Origin of the sequence: Pedobacter sp. SAFR-022, from assembly GCF_051965375.1 — a bacterium.
Classification (GTDB): Bacteria; Bacteroidota; Bacteroidia; order Sphingobacteriales; family Sphingobacteriaceae; genus Pedobacter.
Genome location: NZ_JBQCME010000011.1, coordinates 38381 through 53978, shown reverse-complemented (window position 1 = coordinate 53978; position 15598 = coordinate 38381). Strand labels below are relative to the sequence as shown.

General features: G+C 39.1%; 14 protein-coding genes. 1 reads left to right on the top strand and 13 read right to left on the bottom strand.

Going from position 1 to position 15598, the window contains the following annotated elements:
- Positions 1 to 347 precede the first annotated feature (347 nt).
- From ACTHQF_RS17265 to ACTHQF_RS17205, 13 genes are all read right to left on the bottom strand, one after another.
- Entirely contained in the window at positions 348 to 980 is a 633-nt protein-coding gene (locus ACTHQF_RS17265) for a TlpA family protein disulfide reductase (RefSeq protein WP_051760163.1), read from the bottom strand.
- Position 981: 1 nt separating this feature from the next.
- A complete protein-coding gene (locus ACTHQF_RS17260; protein ID WP_170844865.1) occupies positions 982 to 2070 on the bottom strand; it encodes an efflux RND transporter periplasmic adaptor subunit in 1089 nt (362 codons plus the stop codon).
- Positions 2071 to 2121: 51 nt separating this feature from the next.
- On the bottom strand, positions 2122 to 5295 hold the full coding sequence (locus ACTHQF_RS17255; RefSeq protein ID WP_037443541.1) for an efflux RND transporter permease subunit: 3174 nt from the start codon (positions 5293 to 5295) through the stop codon (positions 2122 to 2124).
- Positions 5296 to 5299: 4 nt separating this feature from the next.
- The gene (locus ACTHQF_RS17250; RefSeq protein WP_083401144.1) at positions 5300 to 6676 is read right to left on the bottom strand and encodes a TolC family protein; all 1377 of its coding nucleotides are present in this window, start codon (positions 6674 to 6676) and stop codon (positions 5300 to 5302) included.
- A gap of 85 nt (positions 6677 to 6761) precedes the next feature.
- The gene (locus ACTHQF_RS17245; RefSeq protein ID WP_037440944.1) at positions 6762 to 7202 is read right to left on the bottom strand and encodes a hypothetical protein; all 441 of its coding nucleotides are present in this window, start codon (positions 7200 to 7202) and stop codon (positions 6762 to 6764) included.
- 57 nt (positions 7203 to 7259) lie between these two features.
- A complete protein-coding gene (locus tag ACTHQF_RS17240) occupies positions 7260 to 7715 on the bottom strand; it encodes a DsrE family protein (protein WP_188627977.1) in 456 nt (151 codons plus the stop codon).
- Positions 7716 to 7792: 77 nt separating this feature from the next.
- Positions 7793 to 9151 (bottom strand): MBL fold metallo-hydrolase, encoded by a 1359-nt coding sequence (locus tag ACTHQF_RS17235; RefSeq protein WP_188627936.1) that lies wholly within the window; start codon positions 9149 to 9151, stop codon positions 7793 to 7795.
- A gap of 75 nt (positions 9152 to 9226) precedes the next feature.
- Positions 9227 to 9640: a DUF6691 family protein gene (locus ACTHQF_RS17230; RefSeq protein ID WP_037440937.1), complete on the bottom strand. Its 414-nt coding sequence runs from the start codon at positions 9638 to 9640 to the stop codon at positions 9227 to 9229.
- A gap of 18 nt (positions 9641 to 9658) precedes the next feature.
- Positions 9659 to 10216 carry a YeeE/YedE family protein gene (locus tag ACTHQF_RS17225; protein ID WP_037440934.1) on the bottom strand — a complete coding sequence of 186 codons (558 nt, stop codon included), beginning with the start codon at positions 10214 to 10216 and terminating at the stop codon, positions 9659 to 9661.
- A 108-nt stretch (positions 10217 to 10324) separates the two neighbouring features.
- On the bottom strand, positions 10325 to 11116 hold the full coding sequence (locus tag ACTHQF_RS17220) for a sulfite exporter TauE/SafE family protein (protein WP_037440931.1): 792 nt from the start codon (positions 11114 to 11116) through the stop codon (positions 10325 to 10327).
- A gap of 68 nt (positions 11117 to 11184) precedes the next feature.
- Complete coding sequence (locus ACTHQF_RS17215; RefSeq protein ID WP_051759900.1) at positions 11185 to 11826, bottom strand: Crp/Fnr family transcriptional regulator; 642 nt, start codon at positions 11824 to 11826, stop codon at positions 11185 to 11187.
- A 397-nt stretch (positions 11827 to 12223) separates the two neighbouring features.
- Positions 12224 to 13240 carry a nucleotidyl transferase AbiEii/AbiGii toxin family protein gene (locus ACTHQF_RS17210; protein ID WP_188627937.1) on the bottom strand — a complete coding sequence of 339 codons (1017 nt, stop codon included), beginning with the start codon at positions 13238 to 13240 and terminating at the stop codon, positions 12224 to 12226.
- Positions 13240 to 13833 (bottom strand): DUF6088 family protein, encoded by a 594-nt coding sequence (locus tag ACTHQF_RS17205; RefSeq protein ID WP_188627938.1) that lies wholly within the window; start codon positions 13831 to 13833, stop codon positions 13240 to 13242. The genes ACTHQF_RS17210 and ACTHQF_RS17205 overlap by 1 nt, the downstream gene beginning before the upstream one ends.
- Before the next feature lie 262 nt (positions 13834 to 14095).
- Here ACTHQF_RS17205 and ACTHQF_RS17200 point away from each other — a divergent pair, with 262 nt between their 5' ends.
- Positions 14096 to 15115 (top strand): replication initiation protein, encoded by a 1020-nt coding sequence (locus ACTHQF_RS17200; RefSeq protein ID WP_188627939.1) that lies wholly within the window; start codon positions 14096 to 14098, stop codon positions 15113 to 15115.
- The last annotated feature ends 483 nt before the right edge of the window (positions 15116 to 15598 follow it).

Here is a 15598-nt window from a genome sequence, read left to right as displayed (position 1 = left end):
TTATGCTAACTATAAATAAAAGCAGTTCTCTTTTAAATCTGGAAAGTATCAAAGTCGAATTTAGAAGAGTCGCTTATGACCTTGACAAGGCTACTAAGGGAATACTGGAAAGTCCTTTGCCAGATGAATTTGCGCAAGTATTAATAGAAGCTAGATAATAAGTAAGCTTATAAGAACTGTGAAATAATGATAGTTCCGGTCATATTCGCAACATTCCAGGGAATAATGATAAAAGCAAATACCTTATTTGGTCTAGCATTAGACGCTAAACATAGTTACGAATTCTGATATACAAAAAAGATTAAAAATCCAGGTAATGACATACCTGGATTTCCAAACTTATTACATTACTGCTTTACAAGTTGATCTATGAACTCTGAAATCTTAGGATTACTATAATCTGCACCGCCAACATGATGAAAGGCAATGTTTCCTGATTTGTCAAGGATGACTGTGGTTGGCATGCTTCCGGCAAATAATGCTTTGGGCATTTCACTTGCAGGAATATGAACCGGAAGATGGAAGCCTTTATCTTTCATAAAGGTGGTTGATTCGTCAACCTTCCCATCTACATCAACCATCAAGAACATGATATCACTTTTATCTTTATATTTTTCATGCAGTTGATCTATGGTTGGCATTTCAGCGATGCATGGGGGACACCATGTAGCCCAAAAGTTTATAAAAACCACCTTACCTTTTTGATCAGAAAGGTTGATGGTATTACCCTTGCTGTCCATAAATTTTACATCTTGAGTTGGTGAGGTCGTATTGGCAGCTGGAGCTTTTGACTTGGACTCTACCTTAGGTACATCAGGTTGGAATAGCCCGATCTTCATTAAGCCCTCAATTACCAGGCCTTTTGCATCTGCACTAAATACCAAAGTTACTACCAGTAGTAACACCACTATATTGCTGACGTTTGAAAAGGTGATATAACTTTTCAATGTTTTGCTGTTTTGCTGATTACTTGTCTTCATTTTATTTCTTAATTTTTACGTTTGTTCCGTTTATTAGTTCTTCAGAACCAATTTTTACGTACTGATTGTCAATGTTTAACTCGCCAAAAACTTCTTGTAAATTGCCCTGTTGAATGCCCAAACTGATATCAACCCGTTCAATTTTTCCATTAATCACTTTCTGAACAAAAATCCCGGATTGTGATCGTATAATACTTGTCATAGGTAACCACAATGTTTGATATGGTCTGCGTAGATTCAGTTTGACCTGCGCATATTCACCTCCCCGGAGTTCATTTTTTGCATTCGGTACATCAAATTCTGCGTTCACTGCTCTGGATTCTTGCTTTACAAAATCACTTTTTCGGGACAGTTTAGATTGATATACTTTTCCTGGCAAGTTGCTTACGGTAAAAGATACCGGAGTATGCTCGCTCAATGATTGTGAATGTTTCTCTGGAATGGCGACAGTTAAGCGTAGTTGGTTTGTCTGTACGATGGTGATCATTGGTATCTGAGAATTGTCGCCAACTAAAGCCCCATTTGATACATTTTTATCGACTATAATTCCATCGAACGGCGCTGTTATCCGTAGATATTGCTTTTGCTGAGCAGAAATACCCGTGTTGGCTTTGGCAGAAGCATAAGCGGCACTGTCACTTTTGAATTTACTTCTTGCTTTATCAAGTTCAATCTCAGCTACAGATCCTGCCTTCAGGGCCGCTTTTTTAAAGCGTTCATAAGATTGCCGGCTATACAGGTAATCTTCGTAAAGTTTGTTTTCTGATGATTTCTCTGATAGGTACTTTTGACTTACTTCTGGTGCTTCTAATATGGCTAATAGTTGCCCTTTTTTTACGCGAGTACCCCGATCGACTAATATTCTTTTCACAAAGCCTTTCACTTTTGGGTACAAGTCAGTATGTTCAAAAGGGTGCAGTTCTCCAGGGAGATTCAGTACATAATTTGGTTGATCAAGAATAGGTTGGACTACCTCAACCTGCGGTGCAGGGGCGGGCTTTTGATCAGCTGTAACCTGCTTGCTCGGCTTTTTCTGGCTGCAGCTCGCCATAATCAGTAATAACGGGATGGCAAAATTGGCAACCTTCATGTATTTAAAATTTATCATTTTCATAATTCTAGCGAATGGGTCTGGTGGGAATTAGTATTGTATTATCAAACTTTTGTTTTCAGGATCATCAGGATCCAGAGTTGGGCTAAACCTTGATTTGTTTTTCATAACAAGAGCATAGATGTGTGGCAAAATCAGCAGAACTGTTAGAGTAGACAGTAATAGTCCCCCAATTACGGCCTGACCGAGTGGCGCGACTTGGTCACCACCATCTCCCAGGCCAAGCGACATTGGAATCATTCCTGCAATCATCGCTAATGTGGTCATGATAATTGGCCTTAACCTGGAAGAGGCAGCAAGAAAGGAAGCTTGACGTGCCGACAATCCATATTTTAGACGATTGACCTCTGCCTGGTTGACCATTAATACAGCATTGGAAACGGAAACTCCGACCGACATAATGATTCCCATGTACGATTGTAAGTTTAATGTGCTTCCAGAAAGCAGTAGTAGTAGTAGACTTCCCCCAATTACAGCAGGGACCACAGATAGAATTAGTCCTGAAACGGCAAACGATTGATAGTATGCAGTCAGCATTAAAAAGATAACGACCATCGCTACCACCAGGCCGGTCTGAAGTCCTGAAAGGGTATCATCTAACAGTTGCATTAAACCCTCAGTGGATACTCTTACTCCACGTGGAGGTTCTCCTACATTTTTAATTGCTTCGGTTACCGCTTTTGAAGCGGCACCTAAGTCTGTTTGATAGGTATTTGCAAGCACGCTTACATACCTGTTTGGTCCCTGCCTGTTTACTTGCGCAGGCATCTTTACAGATCGCAGTTCAGCAACATCCTCGAGTACCGGTCGAGGCTGTCCAGCCTTTAAAGGCAACGCACGTAAATTCTCCAGAGATTGCATATCCGATTCAGGTATCTGTACCTGCACCTGGAAAACTAAACCCGATTTCGGATCTACCCATAGGTTTTTGTTTGTAAAACGCGTGGATGAAGTGGCCATAGTCATTGTTCTGGCTACATCTTCCATAGTTAAACCAAATTGAGCGGCCAGCTCCCGGTTTACGTTAATTTGAATTCCTGGGGTATTAACGGGTTCAGCAATACGAACGTCACGCAGAAATGGCATTTTTATTAGCTCTGCCTCCAATTTCTTTGCAAATTGCTCAGCAACTTTTAACTGGCTACCTGCGACCTTAAGCTGAATAGGCGTCATAGCCCCTTGGCTCATGATCTTTTCGACCATCTCAATAGGCTCAAAGTTTATCTTTAGCTTTGGCAATTGTTTACCAATTTCATTTCGGATATTTTCTTTTAGTAAGGTCATGGAACCTGTATAAAGATCCTGATCTACAGAGACCTGCAAGACAGATTCATGAGAGCCACTGGTAAATAGAAATATTGGGTTAATTGCCGTAGCTGAAGGCTGTAAACCTACATATGCAGATGTGATCTTTATCGCATTTCCAGGTAGCTGATCTGAAACAATTTTGGTTACCTTTTTTAGGTAATCCTCAGATTTCTCAAGCCTGGTGCCTTCTGGGGCAACAATCCTCATTTGCACATCGCCATTATTGCTTGCCGGTAGAATGTCGGTTCCTATAATTAGGCCTCCGGCAACTAGAATTGTAAGGGAAAGTAGTGTATATATACCAATAACTTTCCAGGTTCTGTTTTGGCTGTAACGGGTCAGTATTAGATATTTTCGTTTGAATTGCTCAAATCTGGTTAGTTTCTTTTTTTGAAAGCTTACTTTTTGATGGACAAGTAACTCAGGCTTCATTAGCCAGTTAGCCATAATCGGGACAAATGTTTGAGAAGCTATAAAGGATGCAATCATCGCAAATGCAACGGCTAGTGATAGTGGCATGAACATGTCCTTTGGTATCCCGCTCATCATAAATGAAGGGATCAGTACTGCCAGTATACAAAGAAGAATAAGAATTTTCGGAATGGAGATTTCCAAAAGAGCGTCTAAAATAGCCCGTTGCTTTGGCTTTTCCATTTCAAAATGCTGGTGGATATTTTCTATCGTTACCGTGGCCTCATCGACGAGTATACCGATTGACAATGCAAGTCCACTTAGGGTCATGACGTTTATGGTCTGTCCGAACAGATATAACATAATAACCGCCGAGAGTATGGCAATGGGTATGGTAAGTACCACAATCAGCGCCCCTCTTGAATCGCCTAAAAACAGGAAAATCATCAGGCCAGTTAAAACCGCCCCTAATATGCCTTCATGTATCAGGTTTTCTAAAGAACTTTCAATATAACCAGATTGATCAAAAACGTACTTGATATCAACATCCTCGGGCATGGCAGCTTTAAGTTTTGGAATTGCTGCTTTCAAATTCTCTACGACCTTTAGTGTAGAGGCATCGGCCTTTTTAATGACTGGCAAATAGACTGAGCGCTTACCATTTATAATGGCATAACCTGTTGTGACATCCGCTGCATCTTCTACAGAGGCTATATCTTTGACAAAAATGGTATTTGCCGAACTTGACTTTATTGGAATATTAAGAAAGTCTTCAGGTCCGGTAGCAATGGAGTTAACCGGGCTCATCAAATTTTGATCGCCAATCCTGATGTTTCCGGCAGGCGAAGGAAAATTGTTTTTTGCAATAGCCATAGTGACCTGCTCTGCAGAAAGTCCATATGACTGCATAAGGGTTGGATCAACCTTAACGACCATGGTTCTAACATTACCACCAAATGGTGCAGGCGCAGTTACCCCGGGAATAGTTACGAACATAGGCCTGATTTTAGTCATGGCGAGGTTTTGGAGTTCAGTAATGGACCGCTTAGGGCTTTCGAAGACCAGCTGACCAATTGGAAGAGAACTGCCATCAAACCGAACAACCTGAGGCGGAACTGCACCAGGGGGGAGGAACCCCATAGCTCTTGAAACCTGGGTCGAAACTTCTGCAGAGGCCTGGGCCATGTCAGTACCCGGATAGAAAGATAGTTTCATCAGGGTAAAACCCTGAACACTTTTAAAATCAATTTCGCTTACTCCGCTAACAAATATGAGTACCTTTTGAAACTCATTTGCCATAAATCCATCCATATATGCCGGCGTTAAGCCGCCATAGGGCATCGCTATATAGATAACAGGAAGTTCGACCTTTGGGAAAATATCAACATTGATATTGCGTATTGCTGTAAAGGAAAAATAAGTGATAGCTATAACAGCTACCATAATTGATAATGGCTTCTTTAATGCAAACCTGATCATATTCATAATGTTAGTTAAATTGAGTAGCCAAATAGTTGAAATTGCCAGATACTTCTGCTTGTGTAATCAGCAGATTCCACAAGACCTGCTGGGCCTCAATGAATTCCTTTTCGGCTATTTGCAGGAAAGATTGAATTTGTAGCAATTCTGTTAAGCTAATTAATCCGCCCTCATACCTAACCAGGTATAGATCGTAAGCCTTTCTTGATTCCTGTTCTGCCAACCTATTTTGAATCAGCTGTATTCTTTGTTGATTGATTCGTGAATTAACCGACGACAGGGCCGTTTCCATTTGCAGTTTTTGCATATCGTACTTAGCCTGCACTCCCTTAATGGTTTGCTTAACACGCCTTTTTCCTAATGAACTCGTGTAAATTCCGGAGATATTCCAGCTAAGTCCTAAGCCAATCAAGTAGTTGTTTGCATAATTGGAAAAGCCAGATGTAAGTCCCGGTGTCATGGATCCATCCGGATTGATACTATTTCCTCTTGTTGACAGCCCACCCAGAACTGAAAGTGAAGGAAATGCCTCCTTAGTAATTAAGGTTTCCTGCGTTTGCTCATAGGATATCTGGTCATTAATGACCTTTAGATAAGGATGAGTAATTGGCACCGAATCTGTTTTTAGATGCTGTATATCAGATTTAAGAAATCCATTTTCGGACAGGTTGAAGCTTTGCACCGGCACCACTTCAGTGAAATTAATCTTACTTGCATTTAATTTGCCAAGCCATTCCTGCTGATTGGCTGTTGCTTGTAAGAATGATGATGCCGCCAATGACGTATCTGCTCCGGGCTTTATACCTGCCCGCGCCAGGCTAGTAGTCACCTCCCTGATGTTATTTAGCCTAATAGCATTTGCCTGGGCCCATTGCAGGTTTGCTCTATTGTACAAGATATCAATGTATAACCTGGTTACTTTACTTTGTAAAGAAAGGCCGGTAGCTTGATAACCACTTTCTGCAGCCTGTACCTGATACTGAGCTGCTTCTACTGCACTGCGTTGCCGTCCAAACTCAAAAATTGTCCAGTCTACCAAGACTGACCCGAAAGTATTATAAACGTTATTTAAGTCTGGGTTCAAGATTGCATTGCTACCTGATACGTTAAAAACCCCAGGAACAGGGAAAAACGCTCCCGCACTGCCATTCAAGGTTCCAAAGGAACTTTGTGCTTGAAGCTGTACTTGTGGGAGAGCCTGACTTTGAGCTTCCTTTTTTCTGATTTTAAACTCTTCAATCAGATACTTTCGTTCGTGAAGACCAGGATAGTTATCATTTGCCTGTTCCCATGCCTCCTTTAAAGACAGGGTATGAATTTGCTGTGCCTGTGATGATTTACTCCATAGAATAAACAGCACAAGCGACATTTGAAGAAAATACTTCATCGCTAAGAATTGAAATTAGATATTGTCGAATTGATGTTTCGCTGATGTCAGCGTAAATAACAGCGGGCGCTGTTTTAAAACAATTCTATATCAGAAGAAGCCTGTTTTGTAAAAACAAAGGTAAATAAGACCAACGTAGCCATGAGTTTGGAACTGGGAGTACTGTTGGGGTTTTAAAACCAGTTAAAAGCGAAATTAGAAATTCCGGTAGAACGAAAAATAAAAGTGGAACCAATGCGACCGGTGAGGAGGCCTGCTTCAAAGACACCTGCTGATCCTCAAACCCTTGCCCTAATAACTTACAATTGATAGAGTTAAACTTCAAGCCCTGCTTTTGTATTAAACTTGCTTTAGAAGCTTTATTGAAACCCAGTGCTGTAGTAGCCCCGTCAGAAAAGAATGACTCTATCCCTTTTCTAATGGAACATGAGGATACCAAACACAAAATGACGAGCATACCTATAGACAAAGACTTGGCTGTCTTGCTATTGGAAAGGTCAAAAATATGTTGGAGTAATTTCTTCATCAAGCGCAAAAGTAGTGTTTTTTATTTATTGGCAAAAAGTACCGGATTTAATGCCGTTTAAGGATGGATAACAGACCAGCCTTGTTGTTGACGAATGATGACCTCACCATTACCACTAGGTACAAAATGAATAAAGTCATATAGTTCATCTTTTCCAATGTTACGTTCCCTTAGGGTATTTTCACATTGTGCCAGAAGCACACCTTTATTCCTTAATGTCATAAGCACTTCACGGTATTTTCCATCTTTTTTGAAAAGAACCACACCGTCACCAAATACAACCAGTTCGACCTCAAGTTTCCCCTTCAATCTGGGGTCATCCAATGCATTGTTAATGTTTCTTAGCGTTGCAGATATTCTTTTGTCTTCACCGTTGTTAAGGATATACAATACTTTATAATGGCTTTTAGTTGCCTTAGCGCCGCTAAAATGGATCACTTTACTTTGTCCTTTTGCTGGATTAATATAAAACAAACAAACTAGTACAGTGATTAAAAAAAAATATGGTCTCATGCGGTCATTGTTTTATAAAGACATCAAGGTATAGTTGTAAATATACCTTGATGTTTTGGAATGCGAACCTAATTGGATTAGTGCTTGCCGATAAATTCTTTGATTCGGTCACTTAAATCAAACACATTAGCATTTAGCTTATTTTCCAGTAAACTGCTTCCTGCAGCACTTCGATAGCCACCGGCGCAATGAACAACAATAGGCTTATTAGTTGGAATCTCGTTTGACCGGTTGCTCAGCTCTGGCAATGGGATATTGATTGAACCTTGGAAAGCAGGTTGGCTTTCAGCCTCTGGCTGATTTCGAATATCAACAACCGTATACGCCGAAGGGTGTTCCTTAAAATCTTCAAAGTCTAATTCAGCTGATTGTTCAGTTCCAAAATCCAGCACAAATGCCTCTTTGATAAATGGTTCATATCCAATTTTAGCGGTCCTTTCCTTCAAGAGTTTTAAAGCATTTTCGTTTTCTGCTGCAAGGTAGAATTTATCACCAGGGGCAACCAATGCACCTAACCATGTTTCAAATTTCTCACCATCCATGATGTTAATGGAATTTTTCAGGTGTTTCCTTTTATAGGCTGCAGAATTTCGTGTATCCACAATGGTTATGTGATTATCAAGTAGAGCTGCTTTTTTCAGATCATCAACTTTTTGCCCCACTATAACCTTATCCAAACTATTCTTTAATACAGGAGCGCCTGTTTTATTTAAATCAACGTTGTAAGGAAAATACTTTGGTATAAATGGTTGATCGGCAGTTAATTCTTTAATGAATTCAGACTCAGGCATATCCTGTAAAGACCAGTTTGCTGCTTTTTCAGCGCCAATAGAACTGCTACTAGCCTTGCTTAAGGCCTTTCCACACAATGTGCCAGCTCCGTGAGCGGGATATACAATTACGTCATCATCAAGCAACATCAGCTTGTTTCGAAGCGAGCTGTACATTTTTTTTGCAAGCTCTTCACGTTTCAAATCTAAATCTTCACCTTTTTCTCTCAGATCAGGTCTTCCACAATCGCCAATGAATAGCGTATCCCCCGTAAATACGGCTTTGTCTTCTCCCTGGTGTTCCAGGACAATAGAGATGCTGTCTGGAGAATGTCCAGGTGTATTCATTGGTTTAAATTTGACTTTGCCAACTTCAAGCACAGCACCTTCATCAAACGGTATAAAGGTATAGTCGGGATTCATCAATTTGCTCGCAAATATCTTTGCGCCGGTTTCCTGTTGAATCTGAAGGTGACTACTTACAAAGTCTGCATGTGGATGTGTTTCTATAACTCCGATAATTTTTGAAGCATGTCTATCTGCATAGTCATAATATGGCTTAGGATCGCGGGCAGGATCAATCAATACAACCTCACGCTGACACTCGCTCAAAACGGCATAACTGTAATGAGCAAGATTCTTATCTTCAAATTGTTCAATTTTCATGTTCTTCTGATTTGATATACAAATTTCTAACAATTACTTTTTCTATACGGTGATTTAAGTCACCAACCCTGATCCTTAGTGAGGAAGCCGATTTTTTATTACCCCATAAAGGTATGTCCCTGCTAATGCTCCAAATATTACAATCAACATTCCAAAATAGCCATGGCCAATATTTACGAACATTGGACCCGGGCAAGCGCCTGTTAGTGCCCAACCTAACCCAAAGATGGTCCCTCCCAGTATATATCTTGGAAAGCTTTTATCCTTATCTTGAAAAGCAATGGGATTACCTTTATAATCATTGATTTTAAACCGTTTAATGAGGAACACAGCAAGAGAACCTAATACTACAGCAGTCCCCATAAGCCCATACATGTGAAAAGATTGAAAACGGAACATTTCCTGAATACGAAACCATGAAATCGCCTCAGATTTACTCATTATTATGCCGAACAAAATGCCAGCTACTATAAATTTTAAAGACTTCATTTTTTTGAATTTTATAGATTAGAAGAGATATGGAAGTATTAAATAGGTTGTGGCAAGCCCACCAATAAAGAAACCGATAACTGCAATCAGAGATGGTACCTGCAGATTAGTTAAGCCTGAAATTGCATGGCCTGATGTACAACCACCTGCATAGCGGGCCCCAAATCCCACCAGTACGCCTCCAACTAACAGAATTAAAAAACCTTTTATTGAAAGTATTGCATCAAGACTGAATAATTGCGACGGATTTAGGCCACCTTCAAAACCTACCCCAATGGTCTTTAGATCAGCTATGGTAGCTTCTGAGAGTTGTAATGGTTGATCATTTTTTAAGAGTGTGGAAGAGATCACCCCGCCCAATACTGCACCAAATATGAATAGCAAGTTCCATTTTTGTGTAGTCCAGTCAAAGTCAAAAAATTTCACTTTCTTACCTGCACCAGCTATGGTACAAATCGTCCGCAGGTTGGAGGAAACACCAAACGATTTTCCAAAGTATAAAAGTAAAACCATGATAAAGGCAATGGCGGCACCAGAGGTATACCATGGCCACTGTTGTTTGAGTAGTTCTAGCATATGTTGTATGATTAATTTAAGTTAACTTGTTAATTGAACAAATTTCGGAAGATTCAGGCCCTTATAACGGTGACTTCTGTCACTCAACAGATTAAAATCCTTCAGCCTTTAGTGTAAAAGTTCCTTTATCAAGATAAAGCCACCCATGATTAGAACAAACCAGCCAAATCCCCTCTTTAGTTTTGATCCGTCAACCTTTTTACTTAAAAATATTCCAAAAAAGAGCCCGGCCAGCGCTATTCCGGTAACTTTAAATAAAAAGAGCCAGTCAATTTGAAAGTGTCCCAGGTCACCTGTAAAACCTACTAAGGAATTCATGGCGATAATCATTAAGGACGTTCCAACAGCCTCTTTCATTGGCAAGCCCAGCAGAATCACAAGAGTAGGTATAAGTAAGAAGCCACCGCCTGCCCCCAGAAGTCCCGTAGCAAAACCAATTCCTACACCATAAATCAATAGCCTCAGCGTATGTCCCGAATAGGCAGGAGATTTTGTTTCTATGATTGCTTTATCCTTGATCATGGAGAAGGAAGCTACTAGCATTAGTAGCGCAAAAAGCACCATGGTCATCATATTTAAGGTAACCTGAAAGCCACCAATAGAAAACAATTGTGTAGGTAAGATAGGGACTAAGAACTTCCTTATAACAAATACGGTGATTATTGAAGATAGACCAAATAACAGGGCGGTTCTGATGCTGACCAGATTATTCCTGAAGTTTTGATATGCACCTACCAAACTTGTTGTACCTACAATAAACAAGGAGTAGGATGTGGCAAGAAGGGGATTAACGCCAAAAAGATATACCATTACAGGGACTGTGAGAATTGACCCACCACCACCAATAAGTCCGAGCGATATACCAATTAATGCAGAAGCGAAATAAGCAATGATTTCCATATTGTAAAGTGTAGTACAAATATGGGCTGTAAAACATACCAGAATGGTGACTTGAGTCACACTGGAGCTTATTTGAGATATTCGATGTAGCTGCGATGAAGGATAACCTTTTTTTGCTGTTCCATTTTCTTTAGAAGACGGGAAATTACCTCTCTTGAGGAATTTAAATCATTTGCAATCTGGCTATGTGTTAGCATTAATGCCCTCGTATTGAGATCATGATGTTGCTTTTCAAGGTAGAATTCTAGTCTTTCGTCCATCGCTTTAAAAGATATATGATCAATAACAACTAGTAATTCTTCAAATCTTGATCTATAGGTTTCTAAAACAAAGTAGTACCACGTCTTATAATTTTTCATTAGTTCGTCCATCAGCGTAGTAGGAACTGCCAGGACAGTAGTTTTATCTACTGCACTTGCCTTGATTTCACTAGTTTGTTGCTTTGTAGAGCAAATCATAGACAGCGCACAAGCGCCTCCAGGATGAATATAATACATAAAGAATTCACTCCCATCCTCACCTTCACGGTACAGTTTAACCAATCCCTCAACGACCAGCATTGTAAAACGCATGTTCTGCCCGGTATTCATCAATAAATCACCTTCATTGAATTCTTTCAAAAAGGCATTATCAATTAGCGTTTCAATTAACCGCGCTTCAAACTGAGGAAAGGATGCAAGTAAGTATTGTTTGATTAGGCTCTGATCCATGCGTGTAAGTATCTAATAAACCAAAATTGCTGATTAATATTCACTTATGAGATTGAATGTAAATATTATTAGTCAATGGAGCTAAGTATCTGTTTAAGAATATCAAGGTCTTGCATTGATGGAGATCAGCATAATTATTTTATTCAACATGTGATGAACTGATAGTAAACATATTATCTAAATGGTTACTAATTCCTTGACTTGGTTTAGGCGTATAATAGGGAACATTCTAACTAAAAGCGAATCAAAAACCCGTCTCATTATACATCAAAAAACGGTCTATTTCTTGGAATGTACGAATAGGCTGTTCATGATTTCATTTTGGCCAAATTCATGAATTCGTTTTAACGTTACCAATTCTTAAATACGAGTTTTACCGGTAACGGATCTGGGCGGCCTATTCGAAAGAATTAAATCTTTTTTGCAGCTCCGAAATTCTTTCAAACAGTTTAATTGGTTCTAGGGACTCTCCATAAATCATATGTTCTCTCATAGTCGCATAGTCACTGAGATATCCTTCAACAAATTCCTCTGGTGGCACAAAGCAAATAGTTATTCTATTTAATAGCGTGTAGTCGATGCCATTCAATTTGTTGTATTGCGCCCTGTGATGTATAATGGTTGCATAAAGGTCCTGGTCAGCAAGTGCTTTTTTGCATGCTTCGGTATCCATTAGTTTCTCCAGATCATAGAAATGACGGGACATTCTTTCTGTACGTATTTTATGTCTGTTTGGCTTTTTAAATTCTTCATGTAGAAGGAATGCCTTTTCCAAGAACGTCTTATGGGTTTCTACCACTTGAACCGTAAATGGTTTTTCTGGGTAAACATCATTAGGATATACTTCTGTTAAAATAGATTGTACTTCCTTTCTAGTATAGGGTTCAATTTTGGAACGTACACCAACCTCAACTTTGACCTGGTCAGCCAAATAGGGATTGGGATCGTATAGTGATTTATATTTAATGAATAAGGTTTGTGGATCTTTATCGGTCATAGTTGGATCTACGTCCTCAGCTATGATTTCTAATGTTCCTTCGGTAACACCGAGTTCTATAAACTGCTTTTCTATTGCTTTTTTTAACTCGTTGCTGGTAAATTTGCAACCCTTCTTTTTTAGTCTGGATAAATAACTCTTGGTCGGTTCATCTACATACGGTATACCAAACAACTCAGTGTCTATAACGATATCAATATCTTCTGAGAATCTTTGAATCACCTTCCAGCATTTACTTAATGACGTTCCTCCTTTAAAAACTAGGAATTGAGCATATTCAGTTTGAAACAGCGCTTTCAGCGTAAGCGTTACCCACCAGTCTTTTTCTATGGATTTTGAATTTATTCCACTAGTAATTGCAGCCTGATCTATACTTGTTTTGCGCTGTGCGTCTGTAAGGTTTAACCAATCTGTCATTATAGGAGCTTAATTATATAATCATTAATCTTTGCCGGCGCCAGTTTTAAATCATTCAGGAGCAGGGCCGGACTTTCTTTCCTTAACAAGGCTTTAATTTTACTTTCGGTTTGTTCATCTATATTGTCTGTTCCAAGTTCTTCTAGAGCCTGGATAATGAGGCTGCTATACGGCCCTGCCATAGCTAATTTCTTAGAAGTAGTGGCTTTAAATTTAATAATAGTCTTACCCATTTTGATCTCTCGTGGTGACCCATCTGTAAGGTAAACGAGTTTTGTTGGAACCTGAGTAGTCAACCCGAGCTTGTGCAACGCATATGCACCAGTTGGCTTGATATTAACTTTTTCCTTTTTTGCCAGCGCTTCTGCTACTTCCTCCGGAGATGGTGATATAGCACCGAAAAGCGGATCAATCTTAGGTATAAGATATATGCCATGAGCAATCCTTTTAATAATGTTTTCTTTATTTAAGCGGTTTAGTGCCATTTTAATTGCGGCCTCACTTCCCATTCCCCTAAAGTCAGTAGGGAAAATAAGATTTCCTTTTTTCTTTCTTTTGAGAGTATTCTCAATTTCTGAATGTGTTTTACCCATGTTGCCGTTTGTGTAAAGATAATAATTTAAGTAAGTTTATGTGTTACCAAAATTCAAAAAAAGGTAACAAAAATGATTATATTAAACGATATAACCGCCTTTAAACTAGAGGCCCTCCTCCTATTCTTTGACTGGTCTAAACATATAGTAATAGGATTTTAAAAGTTTAGGATTGCTGTTATCTAGATTTTACATATTTACATAAATATGTAAATATGTATTTCAACAATTAAATATAATCCCTATATTCGGAATCGATATTATGGCGATAAGCGAAGAAATCCTTAACTATAAAATTATCCGGCAGCCCTATCGTATTACGATGGCTAAATGGGATTTTACGGTTACGCAGAAACGTATCCTAACTAAAATAATTTCTTTGCTACAAAAGGAAATCTCTTTGGTGGCGAAAGGCATGCCTATAGGTCAACTTGAAATATTCTCCAACTTGGACGATAGTATCAAGCTCACATTTTCATTAAATGATATTGTCAAGAACTCCAATAATTATACCCACGTGAAAAATGCGTTGCAGGAGTTACGAAGCTTTAACGTTCAAATTGTGCTACCCGCCACCAAAAGTAAAAAAAGCAAACACCCTGAGGAAGAAACAATATTGACCGGGCTGATAGAGCGTGCGGTACTAACCAAACACTCTCGGACTGTAACCGTGGTAATCCACAAGGCGACTGCTCAGGAACTGGTAAAAGCAACTAATGGGTTAACGCAATTTGCAGAAAACATCATGTACCTGACTGATAATAGTTATACCCAAAAGCTATACGAAATGATCTCCCATTGGAAAGATAAAGAGGTGTTTTCTATTAGTCCGGAGGAATTTCGCGAAAGGCTCTCTCTTGTTGATAAGTACCCGCAGACCAAAGATCTTATCCGACGTGTCATTAAGCCTGCTGAGGAAGAATTGAAAGAAATAGCAGACGTTTTCTTTATTTTTAACACCACCCTCACTGGAAGGAAAATAACAAAATTTAATTTTGTCATAAAACATAAAAAGACGTTGCATGAAGAAGACGTGCAGCTAATCCGCTTGAAGGAAGACAACATTCATCTACTAAAGGCACATTTAGGATTTCGGACCGAACATATAAATTCCATTGCCCACATTATCTACAGAGACGATATTATAGGCGATCTAAGGAATAAAATCATTGAAGTATACACTTTTATTCATGAAGCAGGAAAATCGTCTAAGACTGCGATTAAAAAGGTGCCGGAATATGTTATACAAGCATTAAAAAATGAATACGGCAATCAAGATTAGTTGGGTATGCCCTAAAAAGTCGTTATATCTGTCCCCCATAGGAAAATTAGCCGTTATATTTGTCCCCTATAAGTCGTTATATCTGTCCCATAAAGTCGTTATATCTGTCGCTTTTAATCGTTATATCTGTCCCTATGTATCTCTGTATATTGTTGTAAATCAAGAATATACAGAGGCTTCAATATAATCAATTTGATTAACAATTATTAATCAATAAAAAAGCATTTACGGAAAAGAAGTCCTTCACAGCTATTATAAACAAGAAAAGGCAGTTTGAAATTGAAAAACGGAAAGAAAATCTATCAATCCAAGGATTTTATATCGCGGGCGGCTTAAAGTCGTTAATTTTGTACACCATAGCCTTCTCCGAAAAACTATCCGGGACAAATTTAACGAAATTACGTCTATCATATTTAATCATAAAGAGTATCATTAGGCTTACTATGGGTGACATATTTAACGAATATGAGAAGTGTCTCTCTA